This is a genomic window from Klebsiella sp. GW_Kp181, assembly GCF_040062315.1.
Lineage (GTDB): Bacteria > Pseudomonadota > Gammaproteobacteria > Enterobacterales > Enterobacteriaceae > Klebsiella > Klebsiella oxytoca.
This window is the reverse complement of sequence record NZ_JBEAFR010000085.1, coordinates 65,107-87,934: the sequence shown is the minus strand read 5'-3', so window position 1 is coordinate 87,934 and position 22,828 is coordinate 65,107. Positions and strand designations below refer to the sequence as shown.

Here is a 22,828-nt window from a genome sequence, read left to right as displayed (position 1 = left end):
AATTAGCGGTCCACGTCTGACATAACAAAATCGATACTACCCAGATAGACAATCAGGTCAGAGACCAGACTGCCGCGAATGGCGGCCGGGATCTGCTGCAGGTGCGCGAAGCTCGGCGTACGCACGCGGGTACGGTAGCTCATGGTGCTGCCGTCGCTGGTCAGGTAGTAACTGTTAATCCCCTTCGTCGCTTCAATCATCTGGAAGGATTCCTGCGCCGGCATCACCGGGCCCCAGGAAACCTGCAGGAAGTGCGTAATCAGGGTTTCGATATGCTGCAGCGTGCGCTCTTTCGGCGGCGGCGTCGTGAGCGGGTGATCCGCCTTGAACGGGCCTTCCGGCATGTTATCGAGGCACTGCTGAAGAATGCGCAGGCTCTGGCGCAGCTCTTCCACTTTCAGCATCACGCGGGTATAGCAGTCGGAGACGCCACCGCCGGTCGGGATCTCAAAGTCGAAGTTTTCATAGCCAGAATAGGGACGCCATTTACGTACGTCGAAGCCGATGCCGGTGGCGCGCAGGCCCGCGCCGGTGGTGCCCCACTCCAGCGCTTCTTTCGCATTATAGGCGGCAACCCCTTTCGAACGACCGATCAGGATAGTGTTGCGTAGCGCGGCTTTCTCATAGGAATCCAGACGCTTCGGCATCCACTCGAGGAATTCGCGCAGCAGGCGATCCCAGCCGCGAGGCAGGTCGTGCGCGACGCCGCCGATGCGGAACCAGGCCGGATGCATACGGAAACCGGTAATCGCCTCCACCAGATCGTAGATCTTCTGGCGGTCGGTAAAGGCAAAGAATACCGGCGTCATCGCCCCGACGTCCTGGATAAAGGTGGAGATGTACAGCAGATGGCTGTTGATGCGGAACAGCTCGGAGAGCATCACGCGGATCACGTTGACGCGGTCCGGCACGGTAATACCCGCCAGTTTCTCTACCGCCAGTACGTACGGCATTTCGTTAACGCAGCCGCCAAGATATTCAATACGGTCGGTATAAGGAATGTAGCTATGCCAGGACTGGCGTTCGCCCATCTTCTCCGCGCCGCGGTGGTGGTAACCGATATCGGGCACGCAGTCGATAATCTCTTCGCCATCGAGCTGCAGAATAATACGGAACGCACCGTGCGCTGAAGGGTGGTTCGGGCCGAGGTTAAGGAACATGAAGTCCTCGTTTTCGGTCCCGCGCTTCATGCCCCACTCTTCCGGTTTGAAGGTCAGCGCTTCCATTTCCAGATCCTGTTTGGCTTTGGTCAGCTCAAACGGGTCAAATTCGGTGGCGCGCGCCGGATAGTCTTTACGCAGCGGATGGCCTTCCCATGTCGGCGGCATCATGATGCGCCTGAGGTTCGGGTGGCCGTCGAAGGTCACGCCAAACATCTCCCAGGTTTCACGCTCATACCAGTTAGCGTTAGGGAACAGTTTGGTGAAGGTCGGCAGATGCAGATCGTTTTCAGACAAGGCAACCTTGAGCATGATGTCACGGTTGCGGTCTATTGAAATCAGGTGATAGAAAACGGAAAAATCCGCGGCGGGTAAACCGTCGCGGTGCGTGCGCAGACGTTCGTCCATGCCGTGCAGGTCGAACAGCATCACGTAAGGCTTCGGCAATTTCTTCAGGAAATCACCCACCTCAAGCAGCTGTTCGCGCTTAACCCAAACCACCGGAACGCCGGTGCGGGTAGGCTGAACGGTAAAGGCATCCGGCCCAAAACGGTTGCGCAGTTCGCCGATCACCGGGTCATCTAGGTGATCGCGGGTTTGCCAGGCTGGTGCGGCGTCATGCGCGGTTAAATCGGTCATATTGTTCACCATTGCAAAAGGTCCGTGGTGACTGCTGGCGAGGCTTCGCGCTGTAGTAGATTGATTTGCGAAGTTTTTATCCCACCCGCAGGCGCAAGTTAAATCTCGTCCGGAGTCCGCAGATTGGTCACTGCAATACGCTCGCCGCGTTTACGCTCGCGTTCCGACTGCATATTGGCGCGGTACACGCCCTGATCGCCTACCACCCACGAGAGCGGACGGCGTTCTTTACCAATGGATTCCTGCAGCAGCATCAGCGCCTGCATGTAAGCTTCCGGACGCGGTGGACAGCCCGGGATGTAAACATCGACCGGAATAAACTTATCCACGCCCTGGACGACTGAGTAAATATCGTACATTCCGCCGGAGTTGGCGCATGCGCCCATCGAGATAACCCACTTCGGCTCCAGCATCTGGTCATAAAGACGCTGAATGACCGGCGCCATTTTGGTGAAGCAGGTCCCCGCAACCACCATCAGGTCAGCCTGACGCGGGGAGGCACGTAATACTTCTGCACCAAAGCGCGCAACGTCATGCACCGCGGTGAATGACGTCACCATTTCCACGTAGCAGCAAGAAAGGCCGAAGTTATAAGGCCAGATTGAGTTCTTACGGCCCCAGTTCACCATGTCATGCAAGGCGTGTTCGAGTTTCCCCATATACACGCTTTTATTGACTTCTTGCTCCAGGGGGTCGGTTACGATCTCCTGTTTTTGCAGGGGGTAACGGTCGTTCTCACCGTTAGGATCGATGCGGGTGAGCGTATAATCCATCTTATTGCCTCGCTTTTACTGCGTATGACGGTTAGTGGGACTGTCTGTTTCCGGGTTAACCAGCGTGCGACGGGAGCGCGCAGGCGTCCAGTCCAGTGCGCCGATACGAACGAGGTAAACCAGACCAGCCAGTAGCACTAAAATGAAAATTGCGGCTTCCACAAAGCCGACCCAGCCGCTTTCACGGATAGAGGCCGACCATGCGTAGAGATACAGGGCTTCCACGTCGAAAATCACGAAGAACATGGCTACCAGATAAAACTTCGCAGAAAGACGTAAGCGAGCCGAACCGACGGAGTCGATCCCGGATTCAAACGGCGTGTTCTTGCTACGCGCGCGCGCGCGTCCGCCAAGATACCAGCCGCCGACGAGCATCAGGCAGCACAGGCCGATAGCGATGATGAGAAATATAGCGAATGCCCAATGATGAGCGATGACTTCAGTGGATGTTGACATACGCATTGCTTAACCAAAAAAGTGTAGCGCTAAAACCCTCTGCTCTTACTGGCAGATGAACGCCACAGCGTTTCACGGGGAGGAATAAAAAAAATGCCGTGCAAAAAAGCGTCCCTGGGTGATGTGGAAGGCCAGTTGCGGTGGCTTTTTACTCCTTTCATTAACCTTTTGTCAACTTTAACAAAAGTTTTCACAACATTAATTTACATTGGATTTTTTTCATTAACATTAAATGCCCTTTCATGCGGAATAACCTTGCATACTGTTCGGCTTTAGTGTTGTTGAATCGTGTCCGTTTCCGCCGTAAATCAAAATTACCCGTCTATTTTGACAGGATTCAGACACGATTCCTCCCCCTAAGGAGGGGTATTTTCTTGATCTGCGACACGCTTTTGTTAATTCAACCAAGAAAACAGCAACAAACCAGATGGTTTTTTAACATTAGCAGGAAGTATTGAAAGTGCAGAGAAAAGTGGAGAAATGAGAGGAAGAGCAGAACTAAGCCACTGATTTACATGCAAAGAAATCAACAAAACATTTAATTCATCAATAAAATTTGAAAAAAACGAACCACAGTGGCGATTTTGCAGGTCTGTGGTTCGTTTTTGCACTTACATTTTGTTACCAGTTTTTGTGATGTTTGTTAGCTTTTTCCCTTCAGGAAACAAGGGAATTATCTCCCCCTTCAGGGGTATAAATGCGCTGGCTAGACCATGGCTGGTACTCCGTGCTCAACGACTGGAAAATCGCCTGAGTGAGCTCGCTTGCCTTCTGAGGGTTACAGTTCAACATGTAGTGGGTATCCGGCAGCACCGGTAACCCGTCGCTTCTGCCCGGCACGCGAAACTCCGGGCTCATCATCTCTACCGGCTGCGCGGTTACGCCAAGTCCGGCTTTCACCGCCGCTTTGACCCCAGCCATTGATGACGCCGTATGGGACAGATGCCAGGGAACCCGGGCAACATCGAGTACCGTAGTGATATCTTCGCGAAACGGATCTGCGGCATCCAGCAATACAAGCGGGACCGACTCGCCCTGCGGGAGAACGTAATCCGCCGCGCAGTACCACAGGGTTGGCGAAGTGCGCAGCGTCAGCATTTCCGAACCCTTCGTTGGTCGGGTCGTTAGCGCGAGATCGATCGCCCCATTGTTCAGCATATCTACTATATCGGGATGATTGAGGACTTTAATTTCAAGGGTCAGCTTGGGATAAAAACTGCCGATCCGATTTAATAAGAACGGTAAAATGGTATCCGCTGTCTCATCAGAAGCACCCACTGTCAGCGTCCCCTGGAGGCTGCCGAACATGAGCGACATACAGGCTTCATCGTTAAAACGCAGAATCTTCCGCGCATAGCCTAACAGCTGAATACCCTGTTCTGTCAGGAGTTTATTGCGCCCGTGGCGCGCAAAAAGTTCTTTGCCGACCAACTGCTCCAGCCGCTGCATCTGCTGGCTTACCGCTGACTGAGTCCGGCACACCGCAACGGCGGCAGCGGCGAATGTACTGAGATCGGCGACGGCAACAAAGGTTCTCAAGAGGTCGAGGTCTAAATTTAGTATCGAACGATTTTCATTTATCATATTTGCTTCACTTTCAGGCGGCTAATGCTTACCTGCCTTGTTGATGCTGTGCTCCAGGCTTCCGGCTAATCCTTCAGCTTCGCGTTATCCGCCAGGAGAGTGGCGAATGAACAACTGGACGAACGTTATTGCATTAGAAAGCACTCATCCGCAGCAAATGTGCAGAATTTCTGAGTAATATTTTGTTCGTAGGCCTAAGCGCTTTTAATTACGACGCGCTGGCTTTTTGTGATGTGACGCAAAAAAACAGCCAGCGATGGCCATCTTCGGCATCCTCACGGGCGACAAACTTGCCATAGCCCTCAGGAAGATAACAAAAACCTGCAATAACAATGTATTAATAAAAAGACTAGCTACCGGGTATAGCTCTACGTCCGTATTAACGGCGATATTCTAACCGAAAACCACAATATTTATAAGAGTTAATCAGTATTAACTCAGCTAATTTTAAACGCTTTTCAGAACCTTAATTAAATTAACAAATCTAAGAATATTCCTTATGTAAAATAAAACTCATTTATCGATTAAATACTTTCATTAAAAATAGCGCGTCAAGTTGTTACAACCTGCTGTGTATTGTGAAATAAACGTTCTCATTTAAGAGACGCTTTATTGCGCAAAAAATAATCCGCTCATCCTCCAGGCAGAAAAAACCATATAAACGTTCGCAAAAACACGACATCACACAATATAAGACCAATTATAAAACCAGAGAAGGAATAATGTATAAACAAAATCGCCTGACGCCAGGGAAATTGATTAAACTAAAAAAACATGAATAGCAAAATCTTCTCCTGTTAACCCTTCAAAACAGCGGGGATGCGGAGTACATTGTTCCGTGCTGACTTCCACGGCAGGGAGTGGCGATAACAGCTAAAAGGTCAAGGTTCATGTCCCCCATCGAAAAATCCAGCAAGTTAGATAACGTCTGTTACGACATCCGCGGCCCGGTTCTGAAAGAGGCGAAACGCCTTGAAGAAGAAGGCAATAAAGTCCTGAAGCTGAACATCGGCAACCCAGCGCCGTTCGGCTTTGACGCACCTGACGAAATTCTCGTTGACGTCATCCGCAATCTCCCCACCTCCCAGGGCTATAGCGATTCAAAAGGTCTTTATTCCGCGCGTAAGGCCATCATGCAGCACTATCAGGCCCGCGGTATGCGCGATGTGACGGTCGAAGACATCTATATCGGTAACGGCGTTTCCGAGCTTATCGTCCAGGCCATGCAGGCCCTGCTGAACAGCGGTGATGAAATGCTGGTTCCGGCGCCGGATTATCCGCTCTGGACCGCCGCAGTCGCGCTTTCCAGCGGTAAAGCGGTGCATTATCTTTGCGATGAATCGTCCGACTGGTTCCCGGATCTCGACGATATTCGCGCCAAAATCACCCCGCGCACCCGCGGCATTGTGATTATCAACCCGAATAACCCAACCGGGGCGGTATACTCAAAAGAGCTGCTGATGGAGATCGTTGAGATCGCCCGGCAGAATAACCTGATTATTTTCGCCGACGAGATCTACGATAAGATCCTCTACGATGATGCGCAGCACCATTCGATAGCCCCGCTGGCCCCGGATCTGCTCACCGTAACCTTTAATGGTCTGTCAAAAACCTACCGCGTCGCCGGCTTCCGCCAGGGCTGGATGGTGCTTAACGGCCCGAAGAAACACGCTAAAGGCTACATCGAAGGCCTGGAGATGCTGGCTTCCATGCGCCTGTGCGCCAACGTTCCAGCCCAGCATGCAATTCAAACGGCCCTCGGCGGTTATCAGAGCATCAGCGAGTTTATTGTTCCCGGCGGCCGTTTATATGAACAGCGTAATCGCGCCTGGGAGCTGATTAACGAAATCCCCGGCGTCTCGTGCACTAAGCCGAAAGGCGCGCTGTATATGTTCCCGAAAATCGACGCTAAACGCTTTAATATTCACGATGATCAAAAAATGGTGCTCGATTTTCTGCTGCAGGAGAAAGTCCTGCTGGTTCAGGGAACCGCCTTTAACTGGCCGTGGCCGGATCACGTACGTATTGTGACCCTCCCGCGCGAAGACGATCTTGAAATGGCGATTACCCGCTTCGGACGCTTCCTTTCCGGCTACCATCAGCTCTGATTTAGCCTGTCCAGCCGCCGGTATTTGCATCCGGCGGCGATCCCTGCGCACAATGGCACCCGACGTCATAACTGATTAAGGGTTCCTATGAGTCAGAGTCATTTCTTTGCCCACCTCTCCCGCCTGAAACTGATCAACCGCTGGCCGCTGATGCGCAATGTCCGCACAGAAAACGTCTCCGAACACAGCTTACAGGTCGCCATGGTTGCCCATGCGCTGGCGGCGATTAAAAATCGCAAATTTGGCGGCCAGGTTAACGCTGAGCGAATCGCGCTGCTGGCGATGTATCATGATGCTTCGGAAGTGCTGACCGGCGATCTGCCGACGCCGGTGAAGTATTTCAATTCGCAAATTGCGCAAGAGTACAAAGCCATCGAGAAAATCGCCCAGCAGAAGCTGGTCGATATGGTTCCTGACGAGCTGCGCGACATTTTTGCGCCACTCATTGACGAACATCACTATAGCGAAGAGGAAAAATCCATTGTCAAACAGGCCGATGCGCTTTGCGCCTACCTGAAGTGTCTGGAAGAGCTATCGGCGGGTAACAATGAATTTCTGCTGGCCAAGGGCCGCCTGGAGAAAACGCTGGAATCGCGCCGCAGTCCAGAGATGGACTACTTTATGCGGGTATTTGTACCGAGCTTCCATCTTTCCCTTGATGAAATTAGCCAGGATTCGCCTTTATAAATCACTTCCCGGCCGGCGCGCGCCTGACCGGGAATTTTTACAGCGCTATCAAAACGGGAACAGTACCGGGATTAGCAGTACGCACACCACCATCACCATGATGGTAAACGGTACGCCAATTTTGACGAAATCGCTAAATGAGTACTTACCCGGCCCCAGCACCAGCGTGTTCACCGGTGACGATACCGGCGTCATAAACGCCGCAGAAGCCGCCATAGCCACGACCATCGCAAAGGGATATGGCGATACGCCCATCGACTTCGCCGCAGCCAGCGCAATCGGCGCCATCAGCACCGCGGTAGCGGTATTGGAAATAAACAGGCCGATAGCCGCGCACATCACGAACAGGCAGCCCAGCATCAGATAGGGCCCTTTACTCCCCGCCACGTCCATCAGGCCTTTCACAACCAGATCCACCCCGCCGGTTTTCTGCAGCGCTAGGGCAAAAGGCATCATTCCGACGATCAAAATAATGCTCGGCCAGTGGATGGCTTTATAGGCGCTTTCCGCGTTGATGCAGCGGAATTTACCCATCAGCAGGCAGGCAATGATGGCCGCTATAGGGTTAGGTATTTCGTCAGTCAGCATCAGCGCCACCATCAGCACCAGACAGAAAATGGCGTGCGGCGCCTGGCTGTGCGCCGGCGAGGCGTCATTGACCTCAATGGGCATATTCAGCACCACGAAGTCCCGCCCCCGCTTGGCCAGCAGGGCTATCTGCCGCCAGTTGCCAACCACCAGCATGATATCGCCAAGCTGCAGGGGTTCATCGGTGACTGCGCCGTCAATGGCTTTGCCATCGCGCTTCAGGCCCACGATGTTCAAATCAAAACGGGTACGAAAAGCGATTTCGCGCACCGACTTGCCAATCAGTTCTGAATCCGGGATCAGAGAGACTTCCGCCATCCCTACGTCCAGCGCCTGATCGGAAAAATATTCACCGCGCAGCACCATCGGCTCAAGCATCTGCTCGCCGCAAAACTGGCGTAAATCAACGTCCGAAGCCGACATATCGATCAGCAAAACGTCACGGGCGCGGAATTCTGATACCCCATTAACGTTCACGATAACCCGTCGAAAGCGCCGCCAGCGCTCAACGCCGATGACGTTCGCCCCATAGCGCTCGCGTAGTTTCAGGTCGTCCAGGCGCTGGCCAATCATCGGCGAGCCGGGGCGAATAGCCAGGCGACGCGCCCTGCCGGTCAGATGATAATCTTTGATGAGATCGCGAAAGGTGCTGCGTTTACGCCCATCTCTGACCTGTTCGCTTTCATCTCCCTTAAGCATAAAGCGCATCACCAGCATATAGAAAACGCCCAGAACCAGCACCACCAGGCCTATCGGCGTGACGCTAAAAAAGCTGAATCCTTGCAGCCCTTCGCGTAATAGTTCGCTGTTGACGACCAGGTTGGGCGGCGTGGCGACAAGCGTCATCATCCCGCTGATAAGCCCGGCAAAACTGAGCGGCATCATTAACCGCGAAGGCGAGGTGTTCATGCGCATTGATACGCTGAGCACCACCGGAATAAAAATGGCCACCACGCCCGTCGAGCTCATAAAAGCGCCCAGCCCGGCAACGGTCAGCATCAAAAAAACCAGCATTTTGGTTTCGCTGTTACCGGCAACCTTCACCAGCCAGGAACCCATTTTAGTGGCAACCCCGGTACGCACCAGCCCATCGCCAATAATGAAAAGCGCGGCAATAAGGATAACGTTGGGATCGCTAAAACCGGAGAAGGCCTCGCTGAGCGTCAAGGTATCGCTGAGGACAAACGCGACAATCACCAGCAAAGCGATAGCGTCCATGCGCACTTTTCCGGTGGCAAAGAGCACGACGGCTACGGCAAGAAGAGATAACACCCAAATCAATTCACCGTTCACAACTTATCCTTGTCAGAAGATGGAGTTGGAAGTTTGGCATAAAAAAGCCCCGCCAACGCGGGGCTAAATCATGAGATTAGTTTTTAAGGCTAACATTCACCTTGCCGTCAGGCAGACGCTCAACCTGCAGGCTTTCCAGCGTCGTTAATACTAAATCCGCTTCATCAAGACGCGGTGCATCGGCGGGCACGTTGACCGCGATGGTCCGACAGCCGGCATTCAGGCCGGAAAGCAGACCGGCAGGGGCATCCTCCACGACGGCGCAATCCGCCGGTGCCAGGCCCAACAGTTCGGCCCCCAGCAGATAGGCATCCGGAGCGGGTTTCCCGTGCTTTACGCGCTCGGCAGTGACGAACACCTCAGCTTCAGGCAGACCTGCGGCACGGTGACGAGCGTGGGCCACAGGTATCGAACCCGACGTCACAATCGCCCAGGGGATCCCGGCTTCATCCAGGGTTTTGAGCAACGCAACCGCACCCGGCAGCGCCGTAACGCCATCGGTATCCGTCGCTTCTACCGTTTCCAGCAGGGTGAATTCAGCCTGAATCTCTTCTTCGCTGCGGCCGGGGAGAAAGTGACGCAACGAGGTGATTGCCTGCTTGCCATGAATGAAGTTCAGCACCTCATCATGAGGGATACTGAATCGATCCGCCCATTTGCACCACGAACGCTCCACCACCGGCAACGAATCGACTAATGTCCCGTCAAGATCAAACAGGAAACCTTTACACTGCACGGGAACCTCCATCAGGCGTTGATAATTTGATTAATTTCGTTACTGCTCAGATGATACTGACGCGGGCAGGCGTGCCAGGTGCTCAGCATACGCTGGTATTTTTCCCACATCGGGGTCTGGGAGTTAAAGCCGTGAGTCCCGGCGTCAAAGTGGCTGTAGCGTCCCTCAACGTTGACCATAAAGCGAACGTAGCCGAGATAGCGAGCTTCAGTGGCAACGTCAAAACCGAGGAATGTGACCCGACGCTCGTCGATTCCGCTGGCGTCCTTCAGGTTGGTCCAGGAGACATGCAGCGCATGATACATCTCCATGATATCAATGATGGTACGACACGTTTCCTCGGTAAGCTGGCCAAACTCGCGGTCCAGCTCGCGCATCTGCAGCCCGTATCCACGCTCAATGATGGTCTGTAGACGGCGATAGCGTTCGGCGTTGTCCGGGTCGAGCATCGTCATCATCTTGTACTGATTCGACAGAATCAGACGTTGCGCATTGGTCATTTCCATTTTTGACTCCTGTTGCACTTTTTACGGCGTGAAAAAAGAAGGCGCATGAATTATGCGCCTTCTTTTATATGCGTTTTCCTGATGCAATTACAAATCATCCAGGAAAGTTTTATCCAGTTGTTTGAAGGCGCGCTTAAGCGTGTCAGCTAAAGCCTGATAATCAGGCTTACCGTCGACCGGCGTTAATGCTTGTCCGGCCTCCTGCAATTTACCGCGCACTTCATAAAACCAGTTTAAAATCGATGGCGGCAGCGGCGTCACCGAGCGCTTGCCCAACCACCATAATCCCTGCATCGGCAGGCTCAGCGCAAACAGCGCGGTAGCCACGGCCGGGCCAAGCTGGCCGCCAAGGGCGATTTGCCAGCACAGCGTGAAAATCGCTACGGGCGGCATGATACGAATCGCATAGCGCGTGGCGCGAATAATACGGTTTTCGATAAACACCGGGGCAAGGCGCTTATCCAGAGGCCAGGTCTTTGCATAATGCTGCCCGTGGCGAAACAAGCCGAAAAAACTTACAGGGCGATTTTCTGGACCAGACATGGCTTACCTCAACTTTACATATAAAACTTAAAAAATTTGTGCAAAACACCAACTGTGTATGACAACGTTCAAAAGATTTTGGCAATGGCGGCCTCAATCAGGTATTCTGTGCGCACCTGAGGGGCGGTTAGACCCTTTTACCAGGTTAGTCAAATTATCGCATATTCTGCCACTGGCTGAAAATTATGCAAAATGACATAAAATCAAATGTACTTCTCCCATCGTGCCGAAAACAGTGCAAGGCATGATGTTAATCATAAATGTCGATGTCATCCTGCGCTACGCTTTGTGACACACTGACGTTTTTTTAGCCACGTATCATAAAAGGTACTTCCATGTCGAGTAAGTTAGTACTGGTTCTGAACTGCGGTAGCTCCTCTCTGAAATTCGCTATCCTTGATGCCGTCAACGGTGACGAATACCTGTCCGGTTTAGCAGAATGTTTCCATCTTCCAGAAGCCCGTATCAAATGGAAAATGGATGGCAGCAAACAAGAAGCCGAGCTAGGCGCTGGCGCTGCTCACAGTGAAGCGCTGAACTTTATCGTTAACACTATTCTGGCACAAAAACCAGAACTGTCTGCTCAGCTGACCGCAATCGGCCATCGTATCGTTCACGGCGGTGAGAAATACACCAGCTCCGTTGTTATCGATGACTCCGTCATTCAGGGCATTAAAGATTCCGCATCTTTCGCTCCGCTGCACAACCCTGCGCACCTGATCGGTATCGCTGAAGCGCTGAAATCCTTCCCGCATCTGAAAGATAAGAACGTTGCCGTGTTCGACACCGCGTTCCACCAGACCATGCCGGAAGAATCTTACCTCTATGCCCTTCCGTACAGCCTGTACAAAGAACACGGCGTACGTCGCTACGGCGCGCACGGTACCAGCCACTTCTATGTGACTCAGGAAGCTGCGAAAGTTCTGAACAAACCGGTTGAAGAGCTGAACATCATCACCTGCCATCTGGGCAACGGTGGTTCCGTTTCCGCTATCCGTAACGGTAAATGCGTTGACACCTCTATGGGTCTGACTCCGCTGGAAGGCCTGGTTATGGGTACGCGTTCTGGCGATATCGACCCGGCTATCATTTTCCATCTGCACGATGCCCTGGGCATGAGCGTAGACGCCATCAACAAAATGCTGACCAAAGAGTCCGGTCTGCTCGGCCTGACCGAAGTGACCAGCGACTGCCGCTATGTTGAAGACAACTACCAGGACAAAGCGGATGCTAAACGCGCTATGGACGTTTACTGCCACCGCCTGGCAAAATATATCGGTTCCTACACCGCGCTGATGGATGGCCGTCTGGACGCGGTTATTTTCACCGGCGGTATCGGTGAGAACGCGGCGATGGTTCGCGAACTGTCTCTGGGCAAACTGGGCGTACTGGGCTTTGAAGTTGATCACGAGCGCAACCTGGCTGCCCGTTTCGGCAAGTCTGGCTTCATCAACAAAGAAGGCACTCGCCCGGCTATCGTCATTCCGACCAACGAAGAGCTGGTCATCGCGCAAGACGCCAACCGTCTGACCGCCTGATTCCACACCGCCAGCCTAGCTGGCGGTGCTGTTTTGTATCCCGCCCGATACTGGCGGTAACGAAAGAGGATATATCGTGTCCCGTACAATTATGCTGATCCCTACCGGAACCAGCGTAGGCCTGACCAGCGTCAGCCTCGGTGTTGTCCGTGCTATGGAACGTAAAGGCGTGCGCCTGAGCGTCTTTAAACCAATCGCTCAACCACGCGCCGGTGGCGATGCGCCAGACCAGACGACGACCATCATTCGCGCGAACTCCGACCTTCCGGCCGCAGAACCGTTGAAGATGAGCCACGTTGAGTCGCTGCTCTCCAGCAACCAGAAAGACGTGCTGATGGAAGAGATCATCGCCAACTACCACGCCAACGCTCAGGATGCTGAAGTGGTGCTGGTTGAAGGCCTGGTCCCGACCCGCAAACATCAGTTTGCCCAGTCGCTGAACTACGAAATCGCCAAAACGCTGAACGCTGAAATCGTCTTCGTCATGTCCCAGGGTACCGATACTCCGGAACAGCTGAAAGAACGCGTTGAGCTGACTCGCAGCAGCTTCGGCGGCGCGAAAAACACCAGCATTACCGGCGTAATCGTCAACAAGCTGAATGCGCCAGTTGACGAACAGGGCCGTACTCGCCCTGACCTGTCAGAAATCTTCGACGACTCTTCCAAAGCGAAAGTCGTGAAGATCGATCCGGCTCAGCTGCAGAACGGTAGCCCATTACCGGTTCTGGGCGCGGTGCCGTGGAGCTTCGATCTGATCGCCACCCGCGCGATCGATATGGCGCGTCACCTGAACGCCACCATCATCAACGAAGGCGACATTAATACCCGCCGCGTGAAGTCCGTGACCTTCTGCGCACGCAGCATTCCACACATGCTGGAGCACTTCCGCGCAGGATCGCTGCTGGTCACTTCCGCAGACCGTCCCGACGTTCTGGTCGCCGCCTGCCTGGCCGCGATGAACGGCGTGGAAATCGGCGCCATCCTGCTGACCGGCGGCTACGAAATGGACGAGCGCATCAGCAAGCTGTGCGAACGCGCATTCGCGACCGGCCTGCCGGTATTTATGGTCAACACCAACACCTGGCAGACCTCCCTGAGCCTGCAGAGCTTCAACCTGGAAGTTCCGGTTGACGATCACGAGCGCATCGAGAAAGTTCAGGAATACGTGGCTAACTACATTAACGCTGACTGGATCGAGTCGCTCACCGCGACTTCCGAGCGTAGCCGTCGCCTCTCTCCGCCAGCCTTCCGCTATCAGCTCACCGAGCTGGCGCGTAAAGCAGGCAAGCGCGTTGTTCTGCCGGAAGGTAACGAACCGCGTACCGTTAAAGCCGCCGCTATCTGCGCCGAGCGCGGTATCGCCACCTGCGTCCTGCTGGGCAATCCGGAAGAAATCACCCGCGTCGCCGCGTCTCAGGGCGTAGAGCTGGGCGCCGGGATTGAAATCGTCGATCCGGAAGTGGTTCGCGAAAGCTACGTAGCTCGCCTGGTCGAGCTGCGTAAGAGCAAGGGTATGACCGAAGCGGTTGCTCGCGAGCAGCTGGAAGACAACGTGGTTCTTGGCACCCTGATGCTGGAGCAAGACGAAGTTGACGGTCTGGTCTCCGGCGCGGTTCACACCACCGCCAACACCATCCGTCCGCCACTGCAGCTGATCAAAACGGCCCCTGGCAGCTCTCTGGTCTCCTCCGTATTCTTCATGCTGCTGCCGGAACAGGTTTACGTTTACGGCGACTGCGCGATCAACCCGGATCCGACCGCTGAGCAGCTGGCTGAAATCGCCATTCAGTCTGCTGAATCCGCAATTGCCTTTGGCATCGAGCCGCGCGTGGCCATGCTCTCCTACTCCACCGGCACTTCAGGCGCAGGCAGCGATGTAGAGAAAGTTCGCGAAGCAACTCGTCTGGCGCAGGAAAAACGTCCTGACCTGATGATCGACGGCCCGCTGCAGTATGATGCTGCGGTAATGGCTGACGTTGCGAAATCCAAAGCGCCGAACTCCCCGGTTGCCGGACGCGCTACCGTGTTCATCTTCCCGGATCTGAACACCGGTAACACCACTTACAAAGCCGTACAGCGTTCCGCCGATCTGATCTCCATCGGGCCGATGCTGCAAGGCATGCGTAAGCCGGTGAACGACCTGTCCCGCGGCGCGCTGGTTGACGATATCGTCTATACCATCGCCCTGACCGCGATTCAGTCGTCCCAGCAGCAAGCATAATCTGCCCGCTGCATGAAAAAAGGCGACCGGATGGTCGCCTTTTTTATTTACAGCAGCTCGCGCGCCGCTGAGACAATATCATGCGCCGTCAGGCCATACTCCTTCTGCAAGAACTCCTGCGTTCCCACCTGACCGTAGCGCTCTTTCACTCCTACGCGCCGCATCGGTACCGGACAGGTTTCCACCAGCACCTCCGCCACCGCCGATCCCAGTCCATTGTGAATACTGTGGTTTTCGCAGGTCACGATGCGCCCGGTTTTTTCGGCGTAATTTTTCACCAGCATGCGGTCAATGGGCTTCAGGGTAAACATATCAATCACCGCCGCGCTAACGCCTTCCTGCTCAAGCTGGCGCGCCGCCTCCAGCGCTTCCGCCACCATAATCCCATTGGCAATCAGCGTGATATCTTCACCTTCGCGCAGTACATTCCCTTTGCCAATGGTGAACGTTGAACCCGGCGCGTACACGCTCGGCGCCTGTTTGCGAATGGTGCGAACCCAGTAGAAGCCGTCGAGATCGATAAGCTGACGCAGAATCTCATCGAACATCACCGCATCGGTCACTTCCAGCACGACCGAATGCGCCAGGCCGCGCACAATCCCCATATCTTCAAACGACATATGGGTTCCGCCGTTATGGCAGGCGGTCACCCCCGCATCGGAAGCAATCACTTTGACGTTATTCCGCTGATAATCGAGCGACATAAACAGCTGGTCGAAACAGCGGCGGCTGGCAAAAGCGGTAAAGGTGTGCACAAACGGCTTGCGTCCGGTCAACGATAGCCCGGCGGCAGTGCCTATCACGTTGGCTTCCATGATGCCGCAGTTGATGACTTGCTGCGGATGCTCCCGCGCGACGCCGTCCATCGCCATGGAACTCATCAAATCCGCTTCCAGCGCGATAATTGAGCTCTTGTCTGCAATCTGCTCTGCGACGAACCCGGCATAAACCTTACGCATCTCTACGGCATCTTTTTGCCCTGCTGGTGCAAGCTTAATCATGTTCGGCCTCCAGTTGGCGAATCGCCTCGTTTAGCGTCTCTTTCATTTCGCCCGTCAGGCGCAAATGGTGGTTGTTGCTGAGATTTTCGAGATACGGCACGCCCTGGCCTTTCACGCTATCGAGAATGACTACCCGCGGTCGCGCATCGACGGGCGGAACGGGCTGTACCGCAGCCAGCAGTCCGGGAACGTCATCGCCTTTAACGGTCACGACATCAAAACCAAAGGCGCGGAATTTATCTTCCAGATTAAAAGCGCGAATGATCTCATCCAGCCTGCCGTCAAGCTGTAGCTTGTTCCAGTCAACAAACACGGTCAGGTTATTCAGGCGATGATGGGCGATAAACTGGAATGCTTCCCAGCACTGGCCTTCATTCAGTTCCCCGTCGCCAACGATACAGAACACACGATTCGTCCGTCCCGCCAGCTTATGCGACAGCGCCATCCCGCCAGCGATGGAAATCCCCTGCCCCAGCGACCCCGTTGTGGCGTCTACGCCGCGCGTTTTTAGCCGATCCGGATGGCTTGGCAGCCGCGTACCGTTCTGGTTCAGCGTGCTTAGTTCCTCCATCGGGAAATATCCCTTTATCGCCAGCGTACTGTACAGCGCCGGGCCGGCATGGCCCTTCGATAACACAAAGTAGTCGCGCTCGGGCCAGTCCGGATCGGCGGGATCAATTTTCATCACCGCGCCGTACAGTACCGCCAGCGTTTCCACGACCGACATACTGCCGCCGTAGTGGCCGAAACCGAGATCCGTCAGCGATTTAAGGGTTGCGACGCGAATGTCTCGCGCCAGTTTAGTCACTTCTTGCACATTCATGATTTCGCTCCGCTGTTCTCCTGCGCGCCGCGGCCCACAGATTTCTTTTTCGCAAAAACGTTGTACGCCACCAGCAGTACGAACAACGCCACAACCAGGCCAGTTATCGCAAACGGCGACAGATAGCGGGCCAGATTACCCAGCACGATGCCGACGACGCCGAAATCAGCATCCGAGAAAGTGGTATTGGCAAAACCAATCGCCCCCAGTACAGGCAGGAGCAGCACCGGCAGGAAGGTGATCAGCAGACCGTTGGCAAACGCGCCGATCATTGCCCCGCGCCGCCCGCCGGTCGCGTTGCCAAACACGCCAGCGGTCGCGCCGGTAAAGAAATGCGGCACCACGCCGGGCAGAATCAACACCCACTTAAATTGCCCGCAGAGGAACAGCCCGACCAGCCCGCCGAGGAAGCTAAACAGGAAGCCAATCAGTACCGCATTGGGCGCATAGGGATAAACAACCGGACAGTCCAGCGCCGGACGGGCATTCGGCACCAGCTTTTCCGAAAACCCGGTAAAAGCCGGTACGATTTCCGCCAGAATCAGGCGTACCCCTTGCAGGATGATGAACACCCCGGCAGCGAAGGTGATCGCCATAATGATGGCGTAGACCAGGTAGTTCTGGCCGCCGCTGAAGGTGCTTTCAACGTATTCACGCCCTGCGCTCACCGCCATAATCAGATAGATGATCATCATGGTCAGCGAAATAGAGATGGAGCTGTCGCGCAGGAAGCTCAGGTTTTTCGGCAGGTTCATCTCTTCTGTTGAACGCGAGCCTTTACCGCAAACGCTACCGATCCACCCCGACAGTACGTAGCCCAGAGTGCCGAAGTGGCCGAAAGCAATGTCATCGGTTCCGGTAATACGCTTCATATAGCGCTGGGCCAACGCCGGGAAGAATGCCATGACCAGACCAAGGATCAGCGAACCGGTAAATACCAGCCCGACCCCCTCAAAACCCGCCACGGTGAGAATCACGCCAATCATGCAGGCCATATAGAAGGTGTGGTGCCCGGTGAGAAAAATGTACTTCAGGCGCGTAAACCGGGCGACCACAATATTTGCCACCATCCCAAACGCCATAATCAGCGCGGTTGAAGCACCATATTTTTCCAGCGCAATAGAAACTATCGCCTCATTATTAGGGATAATTCCCTGAATATTAAATGCGTGTTCAAACATCCCCCCTAATGGATTCAGCGAGCCGACTAATACCGTCGCGCCACCGCCGAGAACGATAAAGCCCAGAATAGTTTTAATTGTTCCCTTCACGACGTCGGAGAAAGATTTTTTTTGCGCCACCAGACCAATTAACGCAATTAAACCGACCAGTACTGAAGGGACTTTAAGAATATCAACAACAAAATTCAGCGTTTCAAGGATAAACATATCCACCTCGCTATAAATAGTTATTGTCTGGCGAACCACGCGCGCAGCTGCGCTTCGAGTTCATTAATATCGATGATGTTAGTAATCACCACCAGCTGGCTTTCCGGTACGCTGGCGCTGGCAGCAATATCTTTCGCCATCACAAACAGATCCGCCGCGCCAGGAGTTGCCGACGACAGATCGGAGTGCTCTACCTCGGCCTCGATTTCGAGCTTTTTAAGCACTTTTTTAATATTCATTTCAACCATAAAACTGCTGCCCAGGCCAGAACCGCAAATTGCCATAATTTTCATTGTTATCACCTTTTTTGGGTAGAGTAGGTCCGCATCACGCAGGCGCGTAATGTCCGATAAGTCGGATGTTTAAATTAACTCAGAAGCGTGCGATGATTTTTTTAATCTCCTCAAGGCCGGTTGCCTGATGTAATTGATGCATATCTTCATCGCTGGAAAATAATTCCGCCAGAGCCGCGATCATTTCGAGATGGCTATGTTTATCCGGTGCCGCAAGCATAATGATAATATCAACCGGGTCGAACTCCTCAGAGCCAAACGATACGCCCTGTTCCAGTTTCAACAGCGATAGTCCTAAGCCCTTTGCCCCCTCCTCTGGCCGCGCATGCGGCATCGCCAGTCCCGGCGCCAGCACGTAATACGGCCCCAGCCTGCGATGCTGCTCCACGATCGCCTTCACGTAAGCAGGTTCGATAACGCCGGCCTCGAGCAGCGGCCGGGCGCAGATATCCAGCGCCTGGGGCCAGCTGTCTACGTTCTGCCGCAGCGCAATGGTGGCATCAGAGAGCCATGTGTTGAGCATTTTATCCCCCGTCTTTTAGCAAAAGATGGGCAAACTTTATGCAAGCAGGGAAGAGTTATCTGCGAGAACGATCACAAAGATAGCGCTACCAAAAAGGAACATTCAGATTTGTGATAGCGCTATCAACTCACAATCATCCTGTGAAAACGCAGCAAAAAGCCCCGGTTAAGGCGTATACTCCCTGACACGTGAAGTAATGGATGAAAATAAAAAACGTCTGTTTAGCAGGAATATGTATGTCTCTAACCCGAAAACGGCGTAGTACCGGTAAAGTGACGATCGCCGATGTTGCTCAGCTGGCAGGTGTGGGAACCATGACCGTATCCCGCGCGCTTCGCACGCCGGAACAAGTTTCCGATAAACTCCGTGAAAAAATCGAAGCGGCGGTGCAAGAACTCGGGTATATGCCTAACCTCGCCGCCAGCGCCCTGGCATCAGCCTCTTCAAGAACTATCGCGATGGTGGTCCCCAATCTGGCGGAGGCGGGCTGCTCAGCGATGTTTGCCGGGCTTCAGCAGGTACTACAGCCGGCGGGTTATCAAATCATGCTCGCGGAATCGCAGCACCGTCTTGAGCAGGAAGAAAAGTTGCTGGAAACGCTGCTGGCTTCGAATATCGCCGCCGCCATTCTGCTTAGCGTTGAACATAGCGATACCGTACGCCACTGGCTGCAAAACGCCTCGATTCCGGTGGTGGAAATGGGGGCGATGCGCGCCGATCCTATCGACATGAATATCGGCATTGATAACGTAGCGGCGATGTTCGAGCTGACGGAGATGCTCATTCACCGCGGCTATCAGAATATCGGTCTACTGTGCGCCAATCAGGAACAGTGGATTTTTCAGCAGCATTTGCAGGGGTGGTACAAGGCCATGCTGCGCCATCATATGTCGCCTAACCGGGTGATTAACGCTGCGCTACCGGCCAACTTTTCCACCGGCGCTTCGCAGCTGCCGGAGTTTTTGCTGGCATGGCCAGAACTCGATGCGCTGGTCTGCGTTTCCGATGAGCTGGCATGCGGGGCGCTGTATGAGTGCCAGCGTCGGCGTATCAAGGTGCCTGATGATTTAGCCGTCGTCGGCTTTGGCGACAGTGACGTGAGTCGGGTGTGCCAGCCGCCGTTAACGACCATGGCTGTGCCGCACCACAAGATTGGTATAGAAGCCGGGCGAGCCCTTCTGGAGCGTTTTAATGAGGGAAACTGGAGCGACAGGAAACCCATCGCGTCCAGTTTATGCATGCGGGATAGCTGCTAAAGGCTATTCCGCCTCTTCCTGTTTTTCGGCTTTTGTTGGCTCATTGTTGGCATTGCGGGTCATCCACAGCGCCAGCGCTTTTAATGAATCCGGAGTGAACTCATCGCAGCGGGCGGTGATCTCTTCCGGCGTCAGCCAGCACACTTCGCTCACTTCTTCTTCTTGCAGCGCGAACGGTCCGTGCGATACGCAGCTAAACAGACCGCCCCAGACGCGGCAGTGCTTATCTTCGTAGTAGAACTGCCCGTGGTCAGCGAAGGGCACGCCGGCAATGCCGAGCTCTTCTTCCGCCTCGCGGCGCGCGGACTCCAGCATTTGCTCATCAGCCTGCACCACGCCACCGGCGGTGGCGTCCAGCATGCCCGGCTGGAAATCTTTCGTTTCGGTACGACGCTGCACCAGGATTTTGCCCATCCCATCATGAACAACAATGTAGGTCGCGCGATGACGCAGACACTCCGCGCGCATTTGTTCGCGGCTGGATTGTGCTATCACCTCGTTGTTTTCATTAACAATATCGACCCATTCTGTGCTTGCCAAATGATTCTGTTCCGCCATCAGGAAACCTTACTTTTTAAAGCGCTCTCGCGGCGCGTCTATACGATTGAGGGGTAAATTACGGGTAAATTGCGACCTCTGCAATAACCTGATGATCATCGAGTGCTAAAACCTGCAATCGCCCCTCGTTCAGAAGACCGTAGCTGGCGGTAAATCCCCCTTTAGGGATGCTGACCGAGCCGGGATTGAAGAGAAAAATCTCGCCGCGTTTCTCGGCTACCGGAATATGAGTATGGCCGTAAGCCAGCACATCGCCAGCGGCGAGTGGAGGCAAATTATCGGGGCTGTACAGATGTCCGTGAGTGAGAAACAGGCGGGTTCGCTCGCTCAAAACCTGCTGCCAGGGGGCGGTTATGGGGAAATGGAGCAGCATCTGATCGACTTCGCTGTCGCAGTTGCCGCGAACGGCAACCACCCGCTCCGCTACGCGATTTAACACCTCTGCGACCTGGGCCGGGGCATAACCTTCAGGAAGCGCGTTACGCGGTCCGTGATTCAGCACATCACCGAGAATAACCAGCCACTGCGCCCCGCTTCGCGCGAACAGCTCAAGCACGCGTTCGGCTGCAGGCAGAGAGCCATGGATATCCGAGGCAAACATCAGCTTCATACATTTCATCTCCACGCATTACGATGCCGCTATGATAACGGAACCGCTGACGCTTATCAGCCCGCTCGTTTGGCTGAGAGTGCGACGTAGCGCTGGACTGACGCTCGCTGCCACTGGAAGGTGGCGTAATCAGCCAGCGCTGTCGGAACCTCATCGCCGTTCAGAACCAGACGATTGAGCATCAGCGCAAGGTCGGTATCGGCTATAGACCATTCGCCAAATAAATTCTGCCCGCCATGGGATAGCAGAACGCCAGCCGTTTCAAACAGCTTGCCGGCGCTTTTTTTCCCGGCTTCGCTGAGCGGCGGTTTCTTTTCTCCGGCAAAAACCACGGCCGTCGAGCGTTCTTCACGAATCGGCATTAAATCGCTACGCAGCCAGGCCTGCACCTGACGCGCCCGCGCGCGCTTTTGCAGGTCATGCGGATACAGTCTCTCCCACTCCGGAGGCGCGAAGCGTTCATCGAGATATTCGGTAATCGCGGAGGATTCGCTCAGGAAGAACTCACCGACCTCCAGCAGCGGTACGCGCCGCGTCACGCTGTAGCCTTTCCAGCCGCTTTGCAGATGCTCGCCGCTGTCGAGATCGACGGTTTTTAGAGTGAAAGGCAGGCTCTTTTCCTGCAGGGCAACGTACACGGACATCACATAGGGCGAGAAAAAATCGGCGTCGGACCACAGGGTAATCGCGGACTGGCTCATAGCATCCTCAATGGCTAATGTAATGGGGCGATAAGCCAACATAGCCTGTCTTTCAGAAGATGTCACTGACCGTCGCCTTGAGGATCTTACATACTTAATTGCGGTGAACTTGCCTGGCGAAAATCATCCCGGATTCGGTTAGCCTGCCGGATAACGTCAGTTCACCTATACTCGAAAAGTTTGCGACCCGTAACGGCGAGGGATTTTCATGATCGATCTTTACTACGCACCCACTCCCAATGGCCACAAAATCACGCTCTTCCTCGAAGAAGCTCAGTTGGCCTATCGTCTCATCCGGGTGGATATCGGCAAAGGGGAGCAGTTCCAACCCTCCTACCTTGCGATTTCGCCAAATAACAAGATCCCGGCGATCGTTGACCATGAACCCGCCGACGGCGGTGGCCCGTTAAACCTGTTTGAGTCCGGAGCAATCCTGCTCTACCTTGCAGAAAAAAGCGGCAAGTTACTGAGCGGTGAGCTCCGCGAGCGCTACGCTACGCTCCAGTGGTTATTCTGGCAGGTCGGCGGTTTAGGGCCGATGCTCGGGCAAAACCACCACTTTAACCACTGCGCCCCGCAGGCGGTACCCTATGCCATCGAGCGCTATCAGGTAGAAACTCAGCGGCTGTACGGCGTGCTCAACCGGCGCCTTGGCGAGAGCCCCTGGCTGGGCGGCAACCACTACAGTATCGCCGATATCGCCTGCTGGCCGTGGGTGAATGCCCATCAGCGCCAGCGCATCGACCTCGCCAGTTTTCCGGCGGTTCACAACTGGTTTGAACGCATTCGTCATCGCCCGGCGACCGTTGAGGCGCTTCTGAAAACAGAAGCCTGGTAACCCCC

Annotated in this window: 23 protein-coding genes; 6 read left to right on the top strand and 17 right to left on the bottom strand. The window is 54.4% G+C overall.

What is annotated here, in order from left to right:
* Positions 1-2: 2 nt before the first annotated feature.
* From nuoC to ABLV11_RS25495, 5 genes are all read right to left on the bottom strand, one after another.
* Positions 3-1,811, bottom strand: coding sequence for an NADH-quinone oxidoreductase subunit C/D (gene nuoC / locus ABLV11_RS25515; protein WP_004104077.1), 1,809 nt, complete (start codon positions 1,809-1,811; stop codon positions 3-5).
* An 86-nt stretch (positions 1,812-1,897) separates the two neighbouring features.
* Positions 1,898-2,572 carry an NADH-quinone oxidoreductase subunit NuoB gene (gene nuoB / locus ABLV11_RS25510; RefSeq protein WP_002913178.1) on the bottom strand — a complete coding sequence of 225 codons (675 nt, stop codon included), beginning with the start codon at positions 2,570-2,572 and terminating at the stop codon, positions 1,898-1,900.
* A 15-nt stretch (positions 2,573-2,587) separates the two neighbouring features.
* Positions 2,588-3,034: an NADH-quinone oxidoreductase subunit NuoA gene (gene nuoA / locus ABLV11_RS25505; protein WP_004104081.1), complete on the bottom strand. Its 447-nt coding sequence runs from the start codon at positions 3,032-3,034 to the stop codon at positions 2,588-2,590.
* Between the two features lie 389 nt (positions 3,035-3,423).
* Positions 3,424-3,639: a hypothetical protein gene (locus ABLV11_RS25500; protein ID WP_101836956.1), complete on the bottom strand. Its 216-nt coding sequence runs from the start codon at positions 3,637-3,639 to the stop codon at positions 3,424-3,426.
* A gap of 46 nt (positions 3,640-3,685) precedes the next feature.
* Positions 3,686-4,612 carry a LysR family transcriptional regulator gene (locus tag ABLV11_RS25495; protein WP_004104083.1) on the bottom strand — a complete coding sequence of 309 codons (927 nt, stop codon included), beginning with the start codon at positions 4,610-4,612 and terminating at the stop codon, positions 3,686-3,688.
* 890 nt (positions 4,613-5,502) lie between these two features.
* Here ABLV11_RS25495 and alaA point away from each other — a divergent pair.
* Both alaA and yfbR read left to right on the top strand, forming a co-directional pair.
* Positions 5,503-6,720, top strand: a complete 1,218-nt coding sequence (gene alaA, locus ABLV11_RS25490; protein WP_004104085.1) for an alanine transaminase AlaA — start codon at positions 5,503-5,505, stop codon at positions 6,718-6,720.
* 87 nt (positions 6,721-6,807) lie between these two features.
* Entirely contained in the window at positions 6,808-7,407 is a 600-nt protein-coding gene (gene yfbR / locus ABLV11_RS25485; RefSeq protein ID WP_004104086.1) for a 5'-deoxynucleotidase, read from the top strand.
* Between the two features lie 48 nt (positions 7,408-7,455).
* On the opposite strand, the gene ABLV11_RS25480 is transcribed toward yfbR, so the two are convergent.
* The 4 genes from ABLV11_RS25480 to yfbV form a co-directional block, all read right to left on the bottom strand.
* Positions 7,456-9,288, bottom strand: a complete 1,833-nt coding sequence (locus ABLV11_RS25480; protein ID WP_004104087.1) for an SLC13 family permease — start codon at positions 9,286-9,288, stop codon at positions 7,456-7,458.
* Between the two features lie 76 nt (positions 9,289-9,364).
* On the bottom strand, positions 9,365-10,024 hold the full coding sequence (locus ABLV11_RS25475) for a sugar phosphatase (protein ID WP_016808374.1): 660 nt from the start codon (positions 10,022-10,024) through the stop codon (positions 9,365-9,367).
* A gap of 11 nt (positions 10,025-10,035) precedes the next feature.
* The gene (locus ABLV11_RS25470; RefSeq protein WP_004104089.1) at positions 10,036-10,530 is read right to left on the bottom strand and encodes a YfbU family protein; all 495 of its coding nucleotides are present in this window, start codon (positions 10,528-10,530) and stop codon (positions 10,036-10,038) included.
* Positions 10,531-10,617: 87 nt separating this feature from the next.
* Complete coding sequence (yfbV, locus tag ABLV11_RS25465; RefSeq protein ID WP_004104090.1) at positions 10,618-11,073, bottom strand: terminus macrodomain insulation protein YfbV; 456 nt, start codon at positions 11,071-11,073, stop codon at positions 10,618-10,620.
* 335 nt (positions 11,074-11,408) lie between these two features.
* Here yfbV and ackA point away from each other — a divergent pair, with 335 nt between their 5' ends.
* The gene (gene ackA / locus ABLV11_RS25460) at positions 11,409-12,611 is read left to right on the top strand and encodes an acetate kinase (protein WP_004104091.1); all 1,203 of its coding nucleotides are present in this window, start codon (positions 11,409-11,411) and stop codon (positions 12,609-12,611) included.
* A 76-nt stretch (positions 12,612-12,687) separates the two neighbouring features.
* Positions 12,688-14,832: a phosphate acetyltransferase gene (gene pta, locus ABLV11_RS25455; protein ID WP_004114247.1), complete on the top strand. Its 2,145-nt coding sequence runs from the start codon at positions 12,688-12,690 to the stop codon at positions 14,830-14,832.
* 47 nt (positions 14,833-14,879) lie between these two features.
* Here pta and ABLV11_RS25450 read toward each other — a convergent pair whose 3' ends face one another.
* From ABLV11_RS25450 to ABLV11_RS25430, 5 genes are all read right to left on the bottom strand, one after another.
* Positions 14,880-15,833: a transketolase family protein gene (locus tag ABLV11_RS25450; RefSeq protein ID WP_224330248.1), complete on the bottom strand. Its 954-nt coding sequence runs from the start codon at positions 15,831-15,833 to the stop codon at positions 14,880-14,882.
* Positions 15,826-16,656: a transketolase gene (locus ABLV11_RS25445; RefSeq protein WP_004114251.1), complete on the bottom strand. Its 831-nt coding sequence runs from the start codon at positions 16,654-16,656 to the stop codon at positions 15,826-15,828. Before ABLV11_RS25445 ends, ABLV11_RS25450 begins: the two co-directional genes overlap by 8 nt.
* Positions 16,653-18,044, bottom strand: coding sequence for a PTS ascorbate transporter subunit IIC (locus tag ABLV11_RS25440; RefSeq protein ID WP_004104096.1), 1,392 nt, complete (start codon positions 18,042-18,044; stop codon positions 16,653-16,655). The genes ABLV11_RS25445 and ABLV11_RS25440 overlap by 4 nt, the downstream gene beginning before the upstream one ends.
* A gap of 20 nt (positions 18,045-18,064) precedes the next feature.
* Positions 18,065-18,337: a PTS sugar transporter subunit IIB gene (locus ABLV11_RS25435; protein ID WP_004104098.1), complete on the bottom strand. Its 273-nt coding sequence runs from the start codon at positions 18,335-18,337 to the stop codon at positions 18,065-18,067.
* Between the two features lie 79 nt (positions 18,338-18,416).
* Positions 18,417-18,860 (bottom strand): PTS sugar transporter subunit IIA, encoded by a 444-nt coding sequence (locus ABLV11_RS25430; protein ID WP_023321372.1) that lies wholly within the window; start codon positions 18,858-18,860, stop codon positions 18,417-18,419.
* A gap of 236 nt (positions 18,861-19,096) precedes the next feature.
* On the opposite strand from ABLV11_RS25430, the gene ABLV11_RS25425 reads away from it, so the two are divergent.
* Positions 19,097-20,116: a LacI family DNA-binding transcriptional regulator gene (locus tag ABLV11_RS25425; RefSeq protein WP_004104102.1), complete on the top strand. Its 1,020-nt coding sequence runs from the start codon at positions 19,097-19,099 to the stop codon at positions 20,114-20,116.
* A 3-nt stretch (positions 20,117-20,119) separates the two neighbouring features.
* Here the strand turns inward: ABLV11_RS25425 and yfcD are convergent, their stop codons facing one another.
* From yfcD to yfcF, 3 genes are read right to left on the bottom strand one after another with little or no spacing between them, the layout of a single operon-like run.
* Positions 20,120-20,674, bottom strand: a complete 555-nt coding sequence (gene yfcD / locus ABLV11_RS25420) for an NUDIX hydrolase YfcD (protein ID WP_004104103.1) — start codon at positions 20,672-20,674, stop codon at positions 20,120-20,122.
* Positions 20,675-20,732: 58 nt separating this feature from the next.
* The gene (yfcE, locus tag ABLV11_RS25415; RefSeq protein ID WP_023321374.1) at positions 20,733-21,284 is read right to left on the bottom strand and encodes a phosphodiesterase; all 552 of its coding nucleotides are present in this window, start codon (positions 21,282-21,284) and stop codon (positions 20,733-20,735) included.
* A gap of 56 nt (positions 21,285-21,340) precedes the next feature.
* On the bottom strand, positions 21,341-21,985 hold the full coding sequence (gene yfcF / locus ABLV11_RS25410; protein ID WP_004104105.1) for a glutathione transferase: 645 nt from the start codon (positions 21,983-21,985) through the stop codon (positions 21,341-21,343).
* A 208-nt stretch (positions 21,986-22,193) separates the two neighbouring features.
* On the opposite strand from yfcF, the gene yfcG reads away from it, so the two are divergent.
* Positions 22,194-22,823 carry a GSH-dependent disulfide bond oxidoreductase gene (gene yfcG / locus ABLV11_RS25405; protein WP_126489383.1) on the top strand — a complete coding sequence of 210 codons (630 nt, stop codon included), beginning with the start codon at positions 22,194-22,196 and terminating at the stop codon, positions 22,821-22,823.
* Positions 22,824-22,828: the final 5 nt, after the last annotated feature.

What these genes read in the sequence shown, in the direction of transcription:
- nuoC (WP_004104077.1), bottom strand. Translation starts at nt 1,811, where the DNA reads ATGGTGAACAATATGACCGATTTAACCGCGCATGACGCCGCACCAGCC.
- nuoB (WP_002913178.1), bottom strand. Translation starts at nt 2,572, where the DNA reads ATGGATTATACGCTCACCCGCATCGATCCTAACGGTGAGAACGACCGT.
- nuoA (WP_004104081.1), bottom strand. Translation starts at nt 3,034, where the DNA reads ATGCGTATGTCAACATCCACTGAAGTCATCGCTCATCATTGGGCATTC.
- ABLV11_RS25495 (WP_004104083.1), bottom strand. Translation starts at nt 4,612, where the DNA reads ATGATAAATGAAAATCGTTCGATACTAAATTTAGACCTCGACCTCTTG.
- alaA (WP_004104085.1), top strand. Translation starts at nt 5,503, where the DNA reads ATGTCCCCCATCGAAAAATCCAGCAAGTTAGATAACGTCTGTTACGAC.
- yfbR (WP_004104086.1), top strand. Translation starts at nt 6,808, where the DNA reads ATGAGTCAGAGTCATTTCTTTGCCCACCTCTCCCGCCTGAAACTGATC.
- ABLV11_RS25470 (WP_004104089.1), bottom strand. Translation starts at nt 10,530, where the DNA reads ATGGAAATGACCAATGCGCAACGTCTGATTCTGTCGAATCAGTACAAG.
- yfbV (WP_004104090.1), bottom strand. Translation starts at nt 11,073, where the DNA reads ATGTCTGGTCCAGAAAATCGCCCTGTAAGTTTTTTCGGCTTGTTTCGC.
- ackA (WP_004104091.1), top strand. Translation starts at nt 11,409, where the DNA reads ATGTCGAGTAAGTTAGTACTGGTTCTGAACTGCGGTAGCTCCTCTCTG.
- ABLV11_RS25450 (WP_224330248.1), bottom strand. Translation starts at nt 15,833, where the DNA reads ATGATTAAGCTTGCACCAGCAGGGCAAAAAGATGCCGTAGAGATGCGT.
- ABLV11_RS25445 (WP_004114251.1), bottom strand. Translation starts at nt 16,656, where the DNA reads ATGAATGTGCAAGAAGTGACTAAACTGGCGCGAGACATTCGCGTCGCA.
- ABLV11_RS25440 (WP_004104096.1), bottom strand. Translation starts at nt 18,044, where the DNA reads ATGTTTATCCTTGAAACGCTGAATTTTGTTGTTGATATTCTTAAAGTC.
- ABLV11_RS25435 (WP_004104098.1), bottom strand. Translation starts at nt 18,337, where the DNA reads ATGAAAATTATGGCAATTTGCGGTTCTGGCCTGGGCAGCAGTTTTATG.
- ABLV11_RS25430 (WP_023321372.1), bottom strand. Translation starts at nt 18,860, where the DNA reads ATGCTCAACACATGGCTCTCTGATGCCACCATTGCGCTGCGGCAGAAC.
- ABLV11_RS25425 (WP_004104102.1), top strand. Translation starts at nt 19,097, where the DNA reads ATGTCTCTAACCCGAAAACGGCGTAGTACCGGTAAAGTGACGATCGCC.
- yfcD (WP_004104103.1), bottom strand. Translation starts at nt 20,674, where the DNA reads ATGGCGGAACAGAATCATTTGGCAAGCACAGAATGGGTCGATATTGTT.
- yfcE (WP_023321374.1), bottom strand. Translation starts at nt 21,284, where the DNA reads ATGAAGCTGATGTTTGCCTCGGATATCCATGGCTCTCTGCCTGCAGCC.
- yfcF (WP_004104105.1), bottom strand. Translation starts at nt 21,985, where the DNA reads ATGAGCCAGTCCGCGATTACCCTGTGGTCCGACGCCGATTTTTTCTCG.
- yfcG (WP_126489383.1), top strand. Translation starts at nt 22,194, where the DNA reads ATGATCGATCTTTACTACGCACCCACTCCCAATGGCCACAAAATCACG.